We start from the raw sequence: 16117 nt of genomic DNA on the forward strand, positions 1-16117 counted from the left end.
GGCGCTACCGTCTGGTCTTCCGGCTCCGGTAGTAGCGCCTGGTGAGGGCGTGTGTCTGCCGGTACCGGGCTGATGGGCGGAGCAGGTACCTCGCCTGACAGGCACCCGGAGGACAAGAACGGACGCGACACGACCGGTGTGATTCGGCCGCAACGAACCGCTCTGGGTCCGGGGCTCCTTCGTCCCCTAATAGGGCACGTTGAGGGCACGCCGCCCCCTGATTGGACTAGACAACAAGTAAGGCCCAGGTCGATGACCTGGGCCCTCTTCATGGAGCGGGTGACGAGAATCGAACTCGCACTCTCAGCTTGGGAAGCTGATGTTCTACCACTAAACTACACCCGCGTAAGACGCCGACCACGGTCGGTGCCTGGACTCTCGCTCACTCTACCCCATCGCCGCCCCACGGTGTCCGCGCCGTGGGGCGGGTGGGTGTTTCGGGCGGGGTGATGCGGCTGCGGGGGGCCGGAGTTGGGGCGTACGGTGGGGGCCCGGCAGCAGGTCCGGGAGTGGGGCCGGGAGAGGCCGGAGTGCCGCCTGGAGAGTCGTCTCTTTGATCCCGTACTGTGGCTTTTGTCGTCAGGGTAGTAAGCCAGACGCGGCTCTTGGGGAAGGGACTTGAAGGACTTGATGGATCGCACCGTCCTCCGCTGTGCCGATGGGCACGTGTTCACCGCCGCCTCGTTCCCGATGCAGCAGGCCGAGCGACTCGGCCCTGGTCGGCTCGTCCGATGTCCGCGGTGCGCGCGGCTGCGGAGTGCCGTGCCCGTGGGCTCGGAGAAGCGGTAGCCGGTCTTCCGGGAGGGAGACCCCCAGCGGAACCCAGCGGAACCCAGTAGGACTCGCAGGACCCAGTAGGACCTGGCGCGCGGCGCGGCGGCGATTGTCGCTGCTCCGCGCGCCTTGCGTATCCTCGGTGCGTGCTTCTCTCAGACAAGGACATCCGGGCCGAGATCGATTCCGGGCGGGTCCGCATCGATCCCTTCGACGACTCCATGGTGCAGCCGTCGAGTATCGACGTGCGCCTCGACCGCTACTTCCGGGTGTTCGAGAATCACCGGTACCCGCACATCGACCCCTCCGTCGAGCAGGCGGACCTGACCCGGCTCGTGGAGCCGGAGGGGGACGAGCCGTTCATCCTGCACCCCGGTGAGTTCGTGCTGGCCAGTACGTACGAGGTCGTCTCACTGCCCGACGACCTCGCCTCAAGGCTGGAGGGGAAGAGCTCGCTCGGGCGGCTCGGACTCGTCACGCACTCCACCGCCGGGTTCATCGACCCCGGCTTCTCCGGGCACGTGACGCTCGAGCTCAGCAATCTCGCGACCCTGCCCATCAAGCTGTGGCCGGGGATGAAGATCGGGCAGCTCTGCCTGTTCCGGCTCACGTCGCCGGCCGAGCACCCCTACGGGAGCGAGCGGTACGGGTCCCGCTACCAGGGACAGCGGGGGCCGACGGCCTCGCGGTCCTTCCTCAACTTCCATCGGACCCAGGTATGACCAGTGAGAACGCAGGCGGGACGCGCGCATGAGTGATGTTCGGGAGAATCTGACCTACGAGCAGTTCGGTGTCGCCGTGCGCGAGCTCGCGCAGGCCGTCGCCGACGACGGGTACGAGCCCGACATAGTGCTCTCCATCGCGCGTGGCGGGGTCTTCGTGGCGGGCGGGCTGGCCTACGCCCTCGACTGCAAGAACATCCACCTCGTGAACGTGGAGTTCTACACCGGCGTCGGCACCACGCTGGAGATGCCGGTCATGCTCGCGCCCGTGCCCAACGTCATCGACTTCTCGCGGAAGAAGGTCCTGATCACCGATGACGTCGCCGACACCGGCAAGACACTCAAGCTGGTGCGGGACTTCTGCCTGGACACGGTCGCGGAGGTCCGCAGCGCCGTGATCTATGAGAAGTCCCACTCGCTCGTCCAGTGCGAGTACGTGTGGAAGCGGACCGACGACTGGATCAACTTCCCGTGGTCGGTTCAGGAGCCCGTCGTGCGGCGGTCCGGGCAGGTGCTCGACGCCTGATCCGGCGTACGGAAGAACCACGAAGGGCCCCCGGCGTCGCGCCGGGGGCCCTTTCGCGTGCCGGTCGGCCCGTCAGAACGTGCCCAGCTTCACGATCGACAGCAGCGCTATCAGCTGGATCGCGGAGGCGCCGAGCGCCTTCGGCCAGGGCAGGTCGTGGGAGCGGCCCACCATCAGGGTCAGCAGGGCGCCGGCCGCGACCCAGGTGGCCCAGCCGAGGATCTGGACGAAGGGCGCGTCGCCGCCGGCGAACATCGCGACGACCAGACGCGGGGCGTCCGTGATCGACATGATGAGCATGGAGAGGCCCACCGTGGGCTGCCAGGCGCCGTCACCGCCGAGCTGGCGGGCCAGGGTGTGGGTGACCACGCCCAGGATGAAGGCGCTCAGCACCATCGCCACGGCCGTGGTCAGGACGATCGGGATCGCGTTCGAGAGGGTGGCGTTGATCGCCTCCTCGCGGGCACCGTCGAAGCCGAAGACCGCCAGCAGGCCGTAGAGGAACGTCACGATGAGCGCCGGGACCCACATCGCGTAGTCCCGCATCTGCAGGAAGGTCTGGTTGGGGGCGAGGACGACTCCCCTCAGCAGGGCCTTCCAGTGCAGGCGGGGACCGACCGGGCCGGGCGGCGGGGCGGAGCCGGCGCGGTAGGTCCCGCCCTGGTTGTAGGGGTCGTCGCCGACGGTGAACGCCTGGGTGTGGCCCGGGTTGTTGGCGGCGTACGGGTCGTACGGGGCCTGGCCGCCCTGCGGGTGGTGCGGGCCGCCCTGGGGGTAGCCGCCGTCGCCGAAGTACTCCGGCTCGCCGTGTCCTGAGCCGTGCGGCTGGGGCCACGGTGAGCCGCCGGGGGCGGGGCCGCCACCCCCGTACGGCTGCTGCGGGTACGGCTGTTGAGGCGTCGCCGGACCGCCGTACGACGGTCCCTGGGGCGCCTGCTGTCCGTACGGAGGGTTTTGCGGTCGCGCGTGAGGAGCGCCGTTGTCCCGGCCGCGTCCGATCCTGAATCCAGCCACGCCTTCGAACGTACCTGGTCCCGGAGAGTGACGTGCCGGGACCGGCCCTTCGGGGCGTCCTTTGCGGCTGAGCTGTGACATCCCTTACGGGTGTTCCCCGAGGACTCCCCGAGGGCTCCCGACGACTCTCCGAGGGCTCCCGACGGCTCCCCGACGATTCCCCGAGGCCCCTTGAGGGGGCGGCCGTCGACAGTGGCGTACCGGTATACGGCGACACCCCCAGGTCCGTACGGGACCTGAGGGTGTCGGCGCGAGGAAGGCGGGCCGGTTACTTCACCGGTTCCGGCGTCGGCTCGCTCTCCGTCTCCGGCTCGCCCGCCGGGTCGGCCGGGGTCCTGACGGAGTCGAGGAGGAGCTGGGCGACGTCGACGACCTGGATGGACTCCTTGGCCTTGCCGTCGTTCTTCTTGCCGTTGACCGAGTCGGTCAGCATGACGAGGCAGAACGGGCAGGCGGTGGAGACGATGTCCGGGTTGACCGAGAGGGCCTCGTCGACGCGCTCGTTGTTGATGCGCTTGCCGATCCGCTCCTCCATCCACATCCGCGCGCCACCGGCGCCGCAGCAGAAGCCGCGCTCCTTGTGGCGGTGCATCTCCTCGTTCCGGACGCCCGGGACGGCGGCGATGATCTCGCGCGGAGGCGTGTAGATCTTGTTGTGGCGGCCCAGGTAGCACGGGTCGTGGTACGTGATGATGCCCTCGACCGGGGTGACCGGGAGCAGCTTGCCCTCGTCCACGAGGTGCTGGAGCAGCTGGGTGTGGTGGATGACCTCGTAGTCGCCGCCGAGCTGCGGGTACTCGTTGCCGAGGGTGTTGAGGCAGTGCGGGCAGGTGGCGACGATCTTCTTCGCCGACTTCGGCTTCGCCGACTCGGGCAGCACCTTGCCGTCCTCGTCCATCTCCTCGCCGAAGGCGGCGTTGAGGGACATGACGTTCTCCATGCCGAGCTCCTGGAACAGGGGCTCGTTGCCGAGGCGGCGGGCGGAGTCACCGGTGCACTTCTCGTCGCCGCCCATGATGGCGAACTTGACGCCCGCGATGTGGAGGAGCTCGGCGAAGGCCTTGGTGGTCTTCTTGGCGCGGTCCTCCAGGGCGCCGGCGCAGCCGACCCAGTAGAGGTACTCGACCTCGGTGAGGTCCTCGATGTCCTTGCCGACGACCGGGACCTCGAAGTCCAGCTCCTTGAGCCACTCCAGGCGCTGCTTCTTCGCCAGGCCCCAGGGGTTGCCCTTCTTCTCCAGGTTCTTGAGCATCGTGCCCGCCTCGGACGGGAACGCCGACTCGATCATGACCTGGTAGCGGCGCATGTCGACGATGTGGTCGACGTGCTCGATGTCCACCGGGCACTGCTCGACGCAGGCGCCGCAGGTGGTGCAGGACCACAGGACGTCCGGGTCGATGACGCCGTTCTCCTCGGCGGTGCCGACCAGCGGGCGCTCGGCCTCGGCGAGGGCGGCCGCGGGGACACCCGCCAGCTGCTCCTCGGACGCCTTCTCCTCGCCCTCCATCGTCTTGCCGCCGCCGGCCAGCAGGTAGGGGGCCTTGGCGTGCGCGTGGTCGCGCAGGGACATGATCAGGAGCTTGGGGGAGAGGGGCTTGCCCGTGTTCCAGGCGGGGCACTGCGACTGGCAGCGGCCGCACTCGGTGCAGGTGGAGAAGTCGAGCAGGCCCTTCCAGGAGAAGTGCTCGACCTGGGAGACGCCGAAGACGTCGTCGTCGCCGGGGTCGGTGAAGTCGATCGGCTTGCCGCCGGACGTCATCGGCAGCAGCTCGCCCAGCGCGGTGCCGCCCTTCGCGTCGCGCTTGAACCAGATGTTCGGGAAGGCGAGGAAGCGGTGCCAGGCCACGCCCATGTCGGTCTTCAGGGCGACCGTGATCATCCAGATGAAGGAGGTCGCGATCTTCAGGCCGGCGAAGAGGTAGACGAGGTTCTGGAGCGTGGAGACGTCCAGGTCCTGGAGCGCGGAGACGACCGGGTACGAGATGAAGAACGACGCCTCGTAGCCGTCCACGTGGTGCAGGGCGCCCTCGAGGGCGTGCAGCATGAAGATGCAGACGCCGACGATGAGGATGACGGCCTCGACGAAGTACGCCTGGCCGAAGTTGGAGCCGGCGAAGCGGGACTTGCGGCCCGGCTTGTTCGGCTTGCTCAGCTGGCGGATCCCGATCAGGACCAGGATGCCGAGCACCGTCATCGTGCCGATGAACTCGACGAAGACGTTGTACGGCGCCCAGTCGCCGATGACCGGCAGGATCCAGTCGGCTTCGAACAGCTGGCCGATCGCGTTGACGATCGTCAGCAGCAGGGAGAAGAAGCCCACCGCCACGAACCAGTGCGCCACCCCGACGATGCCCCAGCGGTTCATCCGGGTGTGGCCGAGGAACTCCCTGACCACGGTGATGGTGCGCTGTGCGGGTTCGTCGGTCCGTGTGCCGGCCGGTACGGGCTGGCCCAGCCGCATGGAGTTGTAGATCTGCAGGACGGCGCGGCCGAACAGTGCGACGCCGACCACGATCAGGACCAGCGACACGATGATCGCGGCGAGTTGCATTTTGGGGCTCCTCGGGCCTGCGAGGTTTCGAGGGGGGCGGTATTACTAAGCGGTAACTTAGGTAGTTCGTCTGAGACTACCCCCATCCTCCGCCGCACTGTAGCCGGACGTGCGGTGATCTGCGTCGCTGAGGCAACCCTGACCGGCGGGCCGGGCGGCCGGTCACGCGGGTCCCGCTGAGTCGGACGCGCCATTCATCGCAAATCATGATATTCAGCTTGTTTCCGGCATAGGTTGTGGCCGTGCTCTACGGGATCGCTGCTGCCACCGCCTCCTTTCTCCTCGCCGCCCTGCTCGCCGCGCTGCTGAGGAGGCCCGCGCTGCGCCTCTCCCTCGTCGACCGGCGACGGCAGCGGCCCGTTCCCCCGGTCGGCGGTGTGGCCGTCGCCCTCGTGACCGGGCTGGTCGCGTGGGCAGGGGACCGGACCGGTGTCGTGCCCCTCGGTACGGGGGTCGGCCGGGTGCTCGTGGCCGGGGCGGCCGTCGGCGCGCTCGGCCTGGCCGCCGACGTCTGGCGGCTGCGACGGCGGTGGCTGATCGCCGGTACGGCCCTCGCGGCGGCGTACGTGGTGCCGTACGACGTGACCGGGCCGGTGGCCGGGGTGCTCGCCGTGGGCTGGATCGCGCTGGCGGCCGTCGCCTTCCGGGGGCTCGACCACGCGGACGGGGTGGCCGGCACGGTGGGTGTGGTGACCGCCTTCGGTGTCGGTGCCTGTGCCGCGGCCGAGCTGATGGACGGGCTGGCGGTGCTGCTGAGCGCGCTGGCCGCCGCGCTGGCCGGGTTCCTGCTGCACAACGCGCATCCGGCGCGGATCGCGCTCGGCGCGTGCGGGTCGCTCTTCGCGGGCTTCCTGCTCGCCGCGGCGGCCGTGTTCACCCGGGCGGGCCGCGAGCCCGGGGCCGGCGTGGGGGTGCTGTTCGCGCTGACCGCTCTGGCGGTTGTCGACGCCGTCCTCGTACTCCTCTCGCGCCGGCTGGCGGGCCGGCCCCCGCTGCGCGGCGGGCCCGACCATCTCGCGCACCGCCTGCGGCGGCTCGGGCTCACTCCGCAGGGCGCCGTGGTGGTCCTCGGTGTGGCCTCCTTCTGCGGGGTACTCGTGGGCGTGCTCGTGCATACCGGCTGGGCGGGAACGACGGCGCTGCTGTGGGTGGCGGGCGGAGCGGTCGTCGTGGTGTTGGCGCTGCTGCGGGTGCGGGTGTACGAGCCGCGGAAGCGGCGGGCGGGGGTGCGGGCCCGGATCGGCGGACCCCGCGCGGCGCCGCCGGGGCCGACGGAGTGGCCGACGCGGCCGATGCGGCCGATGCGGCCGGCGCGGCCGGGGCAGTCGAGGCGGACGGGGGCGCCGGGGCGGCCTCGGGAGTGGCCTCCGCGGCCGCCTCAGGAGTCTCCCGAGGTGACGGGTGCACCGGCTCGTGCGCCCTTCCGGGCGCCGGTTTTTCCGGCTCGTCAGGCCGGGAGCGGGGAGAACGCGCAGGTCAGCGCGTCATTGCGCGTAAGGAACGGATAAGAGTTGAGCGACCCTGACTCACCTCTGTTGACCCAGCGACGGGCGTCGTGCACACTTGAGCCTGTTCCACTCAAGTCAGCTGGAGGTTATTCACCATGGCACGTGCGGTCGGCATCGACCTGGGCACGACTAACTCCGTCGTCAGCGTTCTGGAGGGCGGCGAGCCCACCGTCATCACCAACGCCGAGGGCGCCAGGACCACGCCGTCCGTCGTCGCCTTCGCCAAGAACGGTGAGGTGCTGGTCGGCGAGGTGGCCAAGCGCCAGGCGGTCACGAACGTCGACAGGACCATCCGGTCGGTCAAGCGCCACATGGGCACCGACTGGAAGGTCAACCTGGACGGCAAGGACTTCAACCCGCAGCAGATCAGCGCCTTCGTGCTGCAGAAGCTGAAGCGGGACGCCGAGTCCTACCTGGGCGAGAAGGTGACCGACGCGGTCATCACCGTCCCGGCGTACTTCAACGACGCCGAGCGCCAGGCCACCAAGGAGGCCGGTGAGATCGCGGGCCTCAACGTCCTGCGCATCGTCAACGAGCCGACCGCCGCCGCGCTGGCGTACGGCCTGGACAAGGACGAGCAGGTCATCCTGGTCTTCGACCTCGGTGGCGGCACGTTCGACGTCTCGCTGCTGGAGATCGGCGACGGCGTCGTCGAGGTGAAGGCCACCAACGGTGACAACAACCTCGGTGGTGACGACTGGGACCAGCGCGTCGTCGACTACCTGGTCAAGCAGTTCCAGTCGGGCCACGGCGTGGACCTCGGCAAGGACAAGATGGCGCTCCAGCGCCTGCGCGAGGCCGCCGAGAAGGCGAAGATCGAGCTGTCCTCGTCCACCGAGACCTCGATCAACCTGCCCTACATCACGGCGTCCGCCGAGGGCCCGCTGCACCTGGACGAGAAGCTCACCCGCGCCCAGTTCCAGCAGCTGACGTCCGACCTGCTGGAGCGCTGCAAGACGCCGTTCCACAACGTCATCAAGGACGCCGGCATCCAGCTGTCCGAGATCGACCACGTCGTTCTCGTCGGTGGCTCCACCCGGATGCCCGCCGTCGCCGAGCTCGTCAAGGAGCTGACCGGCGGCAAGGACGCCAACAAGGGTGTCAACCCGGACGAGGTCGTCGCCATCGGCGCCGCCCTGCAGGCCGGTGTCCTCAAGGGCGAGGTCAAGGACGTCCTGCTCCTCGACGTCACCCCGCTGTCCCTCGGTATCGAGACCAAGGGCGGCATCATGACCAAGCTGATCGAGCGGAACACGACGATCCCGACGAAGCGTTCGGAGATCTTCACCACCGCCGAGGACAACCAGCCCTCCGTGCAGATCCAGGTCTACCAGGGCGAGCGCGAGATCGCGGCGTACAACAAGAAGCTCGGTATGTTCGAGCTGACCGGTCTGCCGCCGGCGCCCCGCGGCGTCCCGCAGATCGAGGTCGCCTTCGACATCGACGCCAACGGCATCATGCACGTCACGGCGAAGGACCTCGGCACCGGCAAGGAGCAGAAGATGACCGTCACCGGCGGCTCCTCGCTGCCGAAGGACGAGGTCGACCGGATGCGCCAGGAGGCCGAGAAGTACGCGGAGGAGGACCACGCCCGCCGCGAGGCCGCCGAGTCCCGTAACCAGGGCGAGCAGCTCGTCTACCAGACCGAGAAGTTCCTCAAGGACAACGAGGACAAGGTCCCGGGCGAGATCAAGACCGAGGTCGAGGGCGCCGTCGCCGAGCTGAAGGAGAAGCTCAAGGGCGAGGACAGCGCCGAGATCCGCACCGCCACGGAGAAGGTCGCCGCCGTCTCGCAGAAGCTGGGCCAGGCCATGTACGCCGACACCCAGGGCGCGCAGGCCGCCGGCGGCGAGGCCCCGGGCGCCGGTGCCGCCGCGGGTGACAAGGGCGGCGACGACGACGTCGTCGACGCCGAGATCGTGGACGACGAGCGCAAGGACGGTGCCGCGTGACGGAGGAGACCCCGGGTTTTGAAGAGAAGCCCGACGTCCCTTCCGGCGCCACCCCTGACGACGCCGAGCCGAAGGCCGCCTCCGAAGAGGGGGCGGCCCCGGCCGGGGACGCGAACGAGAACGCGGGCCTGGTGGCCCAGCTGGACCAGGTACGCACGGCGCTGAACGAGCGCACGGCGGACCTCCAGCGACTCCAGGCCGAGTACCAGAACTACCGCCGCCGGGTCGAGCGGGACCGCGTCGCGGTCAAGGAGGTCGCCGTCGCGAACCTCCTGTCCGAACTGCTTCCCGTACTCGACGACATCGGTCGCGCCCGGGAGCACGGCGAACTCGTCGGCGGCTTCAAGTCCGTCGCGGAGTCGCTGGAGGCGGTCATCGCCAAGATGGGCCTCCAGCAGTTCGGCAAGGAGGGCGAGCCCTTCGACCCGACGATCCACGAGGCCCTGATGCACTCCTACGCGCCGGACGTCACGGAGACGACGTGCGTGGCGATCCTGCAGCCCGGGTACCGGATCGGCGAGCGCACCATCCGCCCCGCGCGGGTGGCGGTCGCCGAGCCGCAGCCGGGCGCGCAGCCGGCCAAGCCGGCCGAGGAGAGCGGCACCGAGGCACCGGCCGACTCCGCGGAGAACGCCGGGAACGCCGGAAGTACGGGTAACGCCGGAACCACTGGTAACGCCGGGAACAAGGAGAGCGGTGGCCCGGAGGAGGGCTGAGCTCGAAGTGACGAGAGAGGAGGGACGTCGGGGATGAGCACCAAGGACTTCATCGAGAAGGACTACTACAAGGTCCTCGGCGTCCCCAAGGACGCCACCGAGGCCGAGATCAAGAAGGCGTACCGGAAGCTCGCCCGCGAGTACCACCCGGACGCCAACAAGGGGAACGCCAGGGCGGAGGAGCGCTTCAAGGAGATCTCCGAGGCCAACGACATCCTCGGTGACCCCAAGAAGCGCAAGGAGTACGACGAGGCCCGCAGCCTCTTCGGCAACGGCGGTTTCCGTCCGGGGCCGGGCGCGGGCGGCGGCGGTACCTTCAACTTCGACCTGGGCGACCTCTTCGGAGGCGGCGCCCAGGGCGGAGGCGGGGGCCAGGGCGGAGCCGGCGGCTTCGGCGGCGGGCTCGGCGACGTCTTCGGGGGCCTGTTCAACCGCACCGGAGCCGGCGGCGCCGGCGCCGGCACGCGGACCCAGCCGCGGCGCGGCCAGGACATCGAGTCCGAGGTCACCCTGAGCTTCATGGAGGCCATCGAGGGCGCGACGGTCCCGCTGCGGATGTCGTCGCAGTCACCCTGCAAGGCCTGTTCGGGCACCGGCGACAAGAACGGCACGCCGCGCGTGTGCCCGACCTGCGTCGGCACCGGTCAGGTCGCCCGGGGTTCGGGCGGTGGCTTCTCGCTCACCGACCCGTGCCCGGACTGCAAGGGCCGCGGTCTGATCGCCGAGGACCCCTGCGACGTCTGCAAGGGTTCCGGACGCGCCAAGTCCTCCCGGACGATGCAGGTCCGCATTCCGGCCGGGGTGTCGGACGGCCAGCGCATCCGGCTGCGTGGCAAGGGCACGCCGGGCGAGCGGGGCGGCCCGGCGGGTGATCTGTACGTGGTCGTGCACGTCAAGGACCACCCCGTCTTCGGCCGCAAGGGCGACAACCTCACCGTCACCGTCCCGGTGACGTACGCCGAGGCGGCCCTCGGTGGCGAGGTCCGGGTCCCGACCCTGGGCGGCCCGCCCGTCACGCTGAAGCTGCCGGCGGGCACACCGGGCGGGCGCACCATGCGCGCCCGGGGCAAGGGCGCGGTCCGTAAGGACGGCACCCGCGGTGACCTTCTGGTCACCGTGGAGGTGAGTGTTCCGAAGGACCTGACGGGGAAGGCTCGTGATGCGCTGGAGGCGTATCGCGAGGCGACCGCGGACGAGGATCCGCGGGCGGAGCTGTTCCAGGCCGCGAAGGGAGCATGACGGAGATGGACGGTCGTCGACGCAATCCGTATGAACTGACCGAGGACACCCCGGTCTACGTCATCTCGGTGGCGGCCCAGCTCTCCGGCCTGCACCCGCAGACCCTGCGCCAGTACGACCGCCTCGGCCTGGTCTCCCCGGACCGCACGGCCGGCCGCGGCCGTCGCTACTCGGCCCGCGACATCGACCTGCTCCGTACGGTGCAGCAGTTGTCGCAGGACGAGGGCATCAACCTGGCCGGAATCAAGCGCATCATCGAACTGGAGAACCAGGTCGCCGCGCTCCAGGCCCGCATGGCGGAGCTGCAGGACGCCCTCGACGGGGCGGCCACGGCGATGCGCCAGCGCGAGGCGGCGGTACACGCCTCGTACCGCCGCGACCTGGTTCCGTACCAGGAGGTACAGCAGACCAGCGCCCTGGTGGTGTGGCGGCCCAAGCGGCACGGTCAGTCCCCCGACTGACCGGCCGCACAAGGCAGAACGGCGACGACAGGCCCGTGGGTTCGACCGAACCGACGGGCCTGTTCGCAACGGTGCTGTCTCATTGGTCTAGTACTTCTTGACGATTTAGTGAAGACAGCGTTGGCTTCCTTCACCTGGGTCACCACAACGCCCGTGTGTCGGAAGGTAAGTGCAGTGAACAGCCGTGCCCGTCGTATCGCCATATCCGTAACCGCGCCCATGATGATCCTTCCGCTGGCCGCCTGTGGCGTGCTGGGAGCGACGGAGAGCAGTGACGAGGCGAGTCCGACCAAGGGCAACGACATCACCGTGGGCCTGCTGCTTCCGGAGAAGGAGAACACGCGGTACGAGCACTTCGACTACCCGTTCTTCAAGGCGAAGGTCGCCGAGCTGACGCGTGAGCAGGGCGACGTCAAGTACGCCAACGCCGAGGGGAAGGCCTCGAAGCAGGCCGCCCAGATGCAGCAGATGATCGACGAGAAGGTCGACGTGATCGTCCTGGACGCGGTCGACGCGAAGTCCATCAGTACCAGCGTGGAGGATGCCGACGACGCCGGCATCCCGGTCATCGCCTACGACCGGCTGGCCGAGGGCCCGGTCGACGCCTACATCTCCTTCGACAACGAGCTGGTCGGTGAGGTCCAGGGCCGCTCCCTCGTCGAGGCGCTCGGCGAAGGCGCGGACAGCTCCGACAAGATCGTCATGATGAACGGCTCGTCCACCGACCCGAACGCCAAGCAGTTCAAGGCGGGTGCGCTGGCCGAGCTGAACGGCAAGGTGACGATCGCCCAGTCCTTCGACACCAAGGACTGGAAGGCGCAGAACGCCGAGGCGAACATGATCGAGGCGATCGAGAAGATCGGCCTGAAGAACATCGCGGGCGTCTACTCCGCCAACGACAGCATGGCGGGCGGCATCATCAAGGCCCTGGAGGACGCGGGCGTCACCGACCTGCCGCCGATCACCGGCCAGGACGCGGAACTCACGGCGGTGCAGCGGATCGTCACCGGCGAGCAGTACATGAGCGTGTACAAGTCCTACCCGCAGGAGGCCGAGAGCGCCGCGGAGATGGCCGTGGCGCGGATCCAGGGCCGGGACATCCAGTTCGACGCGCTCGCCCGCGACAAGGTCGACAGCCCCACCCACAAGGGCATCCCCGCACAGCTCGTCCCGGTCGTCGCCCTGACCCAGGAGAACCTCGAGCAGATCGTCGCCGACGGCTTCTACAAGGTCTCCGACATCTGCACCGCCACGTACGCGGAGGCCTGCGCGGAGATCGGGCTGAAGTAGTCCCGGTCCGGTTCCGGCACACCTCCCCGGCACCCTGGGTGTACCGCCGGAAACCGGTGTTTTCCGGCCGCCTCCCTGTGCGGAGCCGTGTTGCGGACCCGGTCCCGGCCGCGCATAGTTGCGCTGCGGAAAGAGCCGGAACCGGGGGTGGGATGGGCGATGGCCGGGCACGGGGCGGATGAGCATCCACACGGTGCCGACCGGCTGTGCGCGGCCGGGGACCGCGTGTACTCCCGGGCCGTACGACGCGGCCGGTTGCCCCGTCGGGACGCGGACTCGGTGCCCTGCCTGCTGGAGCTGGCCCTGCTGCACCCCGACCCCGACGACATGGACTGGCTGGTGCCGACCTCCCCGCAGGAGGTCATGACCCGCCTGCTGCGCGGGGTCCACGACGAGGTCAGTGCCAGTCAGCGGCGGGTGGGTTCCGCGGTGGAGGCCTTCGAGTGGTACGCGGGCCTCGGCCGGCAGATCCAGACGGTGGCCGGTGCCGAGGGGATGGCGATCCGGGTCCTCGACGGCCTGACCCGCATCCAGGCGGCGATGGACGAGGCGACGCAGGCGTGCACGACGGAGGTGCTCACCGTCCAGCCCGGCGGCATCCGGCGGGAGGCCGAGCTGTCGGAAGGGCTGCACCGGGCGCTGGCGCTGCGCGGGCGCGGGGTGCGGATGCGGGACATGTACACGCACGTCGCCCGGCACGGGCAGGGCCTGCTCAACTACCTGGAGCTGATGGGCGACACGGTGGAGGCCCGCACCCTCGACGAGGTCGTCGACCGCCTCATCCTCTTCGACCGCACGGTGGCCTTCATCCCCGCCAACACCGAGCGCACGGTGGCCCTGGAGCTACGCCACCCCGCACTGGTCGCCTACCTGGTCACCGTCTTCGAACGCCTGTGGCGCCTGGCGATTCCCCTGACCGCCCCGCTCCCCGACACCGGCATCGAGGGCATCTCCCACCGCGAGCAGTCCATCGCGGCGCTGCTGGCGGAGGGCCACCAGGACGCGGTGATCGCGGAGCGCCTGGGGATAAGCGTCCGCACGGCCCGCGCCCACATCGCCCGCCTCTCGGAGACCCTGGGCGCGACCAGCCGCACGCAGTTGGGGGTGCGCATCGCCCAGGCGGGCCTGGACGGCTCCCCGCGCGGCACGGCACCGGCCGCCCCCGTCAGGGTTCCTGGTCCAGAATCCCCGACTGCCCGATGAGGTAGCCGAGCTGTGCCCGGCTTTCGCTGCCGAGGGTGGCGGCGAGTTTGGCGATGTGGACGCGGGCGGTGCGGACGTTCATGCCGAGGCGGTCGGCGATGTCGGTGTCGGTGTGGCCTTCGACGAGGAGGGCGGCTATGGCGCGTTGGCGGGGGGTGATGCCGTTGAGGGTGGGCTGGCTGACGGCTTGGGGGTGCATGGGGGTGGCCAGGTGCCAGAGGCGGTCGAAGGTGTTGACGAAGTAGGTGACCAGTGCGGGGTGGCGGACTTCGAGGGCGAGGGTGCGGTCCGCGCTGGCGGGGATGAAGGCGACCGTGCGGTCCACGACGATGAGGCGTTCGGTCACTTCGTTGAGAGTGCGGGCCTCTACGTCGCCCGTCAGGCGTTCGTAGCGGTCGAGTACGTGAGCAGCGTGGCGGTACGTGTGCTGGTAGAGGGTACGGATGCGACCGCCGCGGTCAAGGAACGCCTGATCTCGCTCCAGCGCTCGCTCGTTGTCCTGCGGGGGTGGGGAGTTGGTGCCCCGGTAGGGCTGGATCGTCAGGGCCTGTTCCGTGGCGTCGGACAGAGTCTCGGCAATGGCCTTGCTGATGCGCTCCTTGCTGCTGAGGATCCTGAGCGACGGAGTGCCCTCGCTCGCCGCAGTGCGTGTGCCGAGGCGCATGAGTGGCTCGAAGACGTCGGCGATGCGTTGCCCGCGCTTCCGTTCGTCGGCGATGCGGTCCTCCGAGGCGCGCAGCAACCGCTGCAGGGCGACGGTCGGTGCGACCGGCTCCAACCGGTTCAGGTCGTCGACGGCCGGGTGGAGGAGACCGGTATCGATCAGGCAGGGCGCTGTGATGGCCGCGGCACTGCTCACATGCCCCTCACGCAATGCGCGGGAGTAGAGCTTGAGACCCGCCTCGCACGGTTCCTCGCCTGCATGCTGGTGGGTCTCGTCGGTCATGAGCGGTTGTCTCCTCCCAGGTCCCGGGGTTCCTGCTCCAGGATCCCCGACTGGGCTATGAGGTAGCCGAGCTGGGCCCTGCTGCCGCTCCCCAGGGCCATCGCCAGCTTGGCGATGTGGGCCCGGCAGGTGCGCACGTTCATGCCCAGACGGCGGGCGATTGCCTCGTCGACGTGGCCCTCCACGAGGAGCTTGGCAATGGAATGCTGGATCTCCGTGATGCCGTCGGGCGCGGTCTCGTAGGGAGCGCCTGTACTCAACGGAACCGCGCGGGACCACATGAACTCAAAGACCTTGATCAAGTAACGCACGAGCCCCGGGTGCCGGAGTTCCAGAGCCACCTGGCGATCATCACGCGTGGGAATGAAGGCGACGGACTCGTCGCACACGATGAGGCGCTCCACCAGCTCGTCGATCGTCCGGTACTCGACTTTGCCCTCCGCGAACTGGGACACGTAGCCCAGCGTCTCCGGGCTGTACCGCGCCGTGTGCTGGTAGAGAGTCCTGATGCGCACGCCGCGCTCGAGTAGAGGCCTGTCGCGCTCGAGTCCTTGCAGCAGGGTGTGTTCCAGGCGCCGGCCGCTCGGCTGGACCGTGAGCATCTCCGATCGGCACTCGGCCGTGGCCAGGTCCAGTGCCGCGTTGATGCGATCGAGTCCTTCCAGGACTGAGATCGAGTGAGTGTTCGTGGTGGCGTGTGCGCCGAGAGTCAGGAACGGTTCGAACGCATCGGCCAGTTCGATCGACATTCGTCGGCGTTCGGCGATTTCTCGCTCGATCGAGTTGAGCCGCTGAGCCAAGGCAACCGACGGGGGCACAGGGCACAGCCAGTTCGCATCGTCCGGATCTGGGTGGAGAAGAGCGAACTCCATCAGGCATGGAACAGCTTCCACGTCCCCTCGGGTGACGCGGCCCGTACGCAGGGCCGTCGCGTAGAGGCGACTGCCCTCCTCACAGAGTTCGGACATCGCATGGGGATGTGGCGTTTTAGTCTGATTCGTTGTCAAATCTACACCCCCCAGGGTCCTGAACATGCAGGAACATGATGCACTGATTGTGTGGCCATGACGTGCCCGAATGAGCCATCGTCTTGTTCGACGGGGGAAGAGGGACCTTCAAGTGAGGACGAAGCCGATTATGCGCAACAGATTGCTTCGCTCGGTGCTTGCTGTCGCCTTCTCCGCCGTCGTGGCCGTCGGTGCACTGACTGGTCTC

At 69.1% G+C, this 16117-nt stretch carries 13 protein-coding genes and 1 tRNA gene; 9 read left to right on the top strand and 5 right to left on the bottom strand.

Annotation, left to right across the window (positions count from 1 at the left end):
- Positions 1-271 precede the first annotated feature (271 nt).
- Positions 272-345: transfer RNA gene (locus tag ACH4NX_RS25375), tRNA-Gly, on the bottom strand.
- Positions 346-920: 575 nt separating this feature from the next.
- Here ACH4NX_RS25375 and dcd point away from each other — a divergent pair.
- Both dcd and ACH4NX_RS25385 read left to right on the top strand, forming a co-directional pair.
- Entirely contained in the window at positions 921-1496 is a 576-nt protein-coding gene (gene dcd, locus ACH4NX_RS25380) for a dCTP deaminase (protein WP_351387218.1), read from the top strand.
- Between the two features lie 28 nt (positions 1497-1524).
- Positions 1525-2022 (top strand): phosphoribosyltransferase, encoded by a 498-nt coding sequence (locus tag ACH4NX_RS25385; RefSeq protein ID WP_345597162.1) that lies wholly within the window; start codon positions 1525-1527, stop codon positions 2020-2022.
- Between the two features lie 72 nt (positions 2023-2094).
- Here ACH4NX_RS25385 and ACH4NX_RS25390 read toward each other — a convergent pair whose 3' ends face one another.
- Both ACH4NX_RS25390 and ACH4NX_RS25395 read right to left on the bottom strand, forming a co-directional pair.
- Complete coding sequence (locus tag ACH4NX_RS25390; RefSeq protein ID WP_351387215.1) at positions 2095-3117, bottom strand: YIP1 family protein; 1023 nt, start codon at positions 3115-3117, stop codon at positions 2095-2097.
- Between the two features lie 187 nt (positions 3118-3304).
- Complete coding sequence (locus ACH4NX_RS25395) at positions 3305-5587, bottom strand: (Fe-S)-binding protein (RefSeq protein ID WP_398128712.1); 2283 nt, start codon at positions 5585-5587, stop codon at positions 3305-3307.
- 242 nt (positions 5588-5829) lie between these two features.
- Between ACH4NX_RS25395 and ACH4NX_RS25400 the strand changes: the two genes are divergently transcribed.
- The 7 genes from ACH4NX_RS25400 to ACH4NX_RS25430 all read left to right on the top strand — a co-directional run bounded on the left by ACH4NX_RS25400 (position 5830) and on the right by ACH4NX_RS25430 (position 13956).
- Complete coding sequence (locus ACH4NX_RS25400) at positions 5830-7095, top strand: undecaprenyl/decaprenyl-phosphate alpha-N-acetylglucosaminyl 1-phosphate transferase (RefSeq protein ID WP_398128711.1); 1266 nt, start codon at positions 5830-5832, stop codon at positions 7093-7095.
- Between the two features lie 95 nt (positions 7096-7190).
- Positions 7191-9047, top strand: a complete 1857-nt coding sequence (gene dnaK / locus ACH4NX_RS25405; protein ID WP_351387207.1) for a molecular chaperone DnaK — start codon at positions 7191-7193, stop codon at positions 9045-9047.
- Entirely contained in the window at positions 9044-9763 is a 720-nt protein-coding gene (gene grpE, locus ACH4NX_RS25410) for a nucleotide exchange factor GrpE (RefSeq protein WP_351387204.1), read from the top strand. The genes dnaK and grpE overlap by 4 nt, the downstream gene beginning before the upstream one ends.
- A gap of 33 nt (positions 9764-9796) precedes the next feature.
- Positions 9797-11002, top strand: a complete 1206-nt coding sequence (dnaJ, locus tag ACH4NX_RS25415; RefSeq protein WP_398128710.1) for a molecular chaperone DnaJ — start codon at positions 9797-9799, stop codon at positions 11000-11002.
- A gap of 5 nt (positions 11003-11007) precedes the next feature.
- Positions 11008-11463: a heat shock protein transcriptional repressor HspR gene (locus ACH4NX_RS25420; RefSeq protein ID WP_279566068.1), complete on the top strand. Its 456-nt coding sequence runs from the start codon at positions 11008-11010 to the stop codon at positions 11461-11463.
- Between the two features lie 174 nt (positions 11464-11637).
- Complete coding sequence (locus tag ACH4NX_RS25425) at positions 11638-12753, top strand: sugar ABC transporter substrate-binding protein (RefSeq protein WP_398128709.1); 1116 nt, start codon at positions 11638-11640, stop codon at positions 12751-12753.
- A 159-nt stretch (positions 12754-12912) separates the two neighbouring features.
- Entirely contained in the window at positions 12913-13956 is a 1044-nt protein-coding gene (locus ACH4NX_RS25430) for a LuxR C-terminal-related transcriptional regulator (protein ID WP_398128708.1), read from the top strand.
- On the opposite strand, the gene ACH4NX_RS25435 is transcribed toward ACH4NX_RS25430, so the two are convergent.
- Both ACH4NX_RS25435 and ACH4NX_RS25440 read right to left on the bottom strand, forming a co-directional pair.
- The gene (locus ACH4NX_RS25435; RefSeq protein ID WP_351387194.1) at positions 13919-14902 is read right to left on the bottom strand and encodes a LuxR C-terminal-related transcriptional regulator; all 984 of its coding nucleotides are present in this window, start codon (positions 14900-14902) and stop codon (positions 13919-13921) included. The two genes, ACH4NX_RS25430 and ACH4NX_RS25435, sit on opposite strands and share 38 nt — an antisense overlap.
- A complete protein-coding gene (locus ACH4NX_RS25440) occupies positions 14899-15870 on the bottom strand; it encodes a helix-turn-helix transcriptional regulator (protein WP_351387191.1) in 972 nt (323 codons plus the stop codon). The genes ACH4NX_RS25435 and ACH4NX_RS25440 overlap by 4 nt, the downstream gene beginning before the upstream one ends.
- Between the last annotated feature and the right edge of the window lie 247 nt (positions 15871-16117).

It is taken from the genome of Streptomyces sp. NPDC017225 (assembly GCF_044331465.1).
In the GTDB taxonomy this organism is placed as follows: domain Bacteria; phylum Actinomycetota; class Actinomycetes; order Streptomycetales; family Streptomycetaceae; genus Streptomyces.

What these genes read in the sequence shown, in the direction of transcription:
- ACH4NX_RS25420 (WP_279566068.1), top strand. Translation starts at nt 11,008, where the DNA reads ATGGACGGTCGTCGACGCAATCCGTATGAACTGACCGAGGACACCCCG.
- ACH4NX_RS25385 (WP_345597162.1), top strand. Translation starts at nt 1,525, where the DNA reads ATGAGTGATGTTCGGGAGAATCTGACCTACGAGCAGTTCGGTGTCGCC.
- dnaJ (WP_398128710.1), top strand. Translation starts at nt 9,797, where the DNA reads ATGAGCACCAAGGACTTCATCGAGAAGGACTACTACAAGGTCCTCGGC.
- ACH4NX_RS25395 (WP_398128712.1), bottom strand. Translation starts at nt 5,587, where the DNA reads ATGCAACTCGCCGCGATCATCGTGTCGCTGGTCCTGATCGTGGTCGGC.
- ACH4NX_RS25440 (WP_351387191.1), bottom strand. Translation starts at nt 15,870, where the DNA reads ATGTCCGAACTCTGTGAGGAGGGCAGTCGCCTCTACGCGACGGCCCTG.
- ACH4NX_RS25390 (WP_351387215.1), bottom strand. Translation starts at nt 3,117, where the DNA reads ATGTCACAGCTCAGCCGCAAAGGACGCCCCGAAGGGCCGGTCCCGGCA.
- ACH4NX_RS25435 (WP_351387194.1), bottom strand. Translation starts at nt 14,902, where the DNA reads ATGACCGACGAGACCCACCAGCATGCAGGCGAGGAACCGTGCGAGGCG.
- ACH4NX_RS25430 (WP_398128708.1), top strand. Translation starts at nt 12,913, where the DNA reads ATGGCCGGGCACGGGGCGGATGAGCATCCACACGGTGCCGACCGGCTG.
- dnaK (WP_351387207.1), top strand. Translation starts at nt 7,191, where the DNA reads ATGGCACGTGCGGTCGGCATCGACCTGGGCACGACTAACTCCGTCGTC.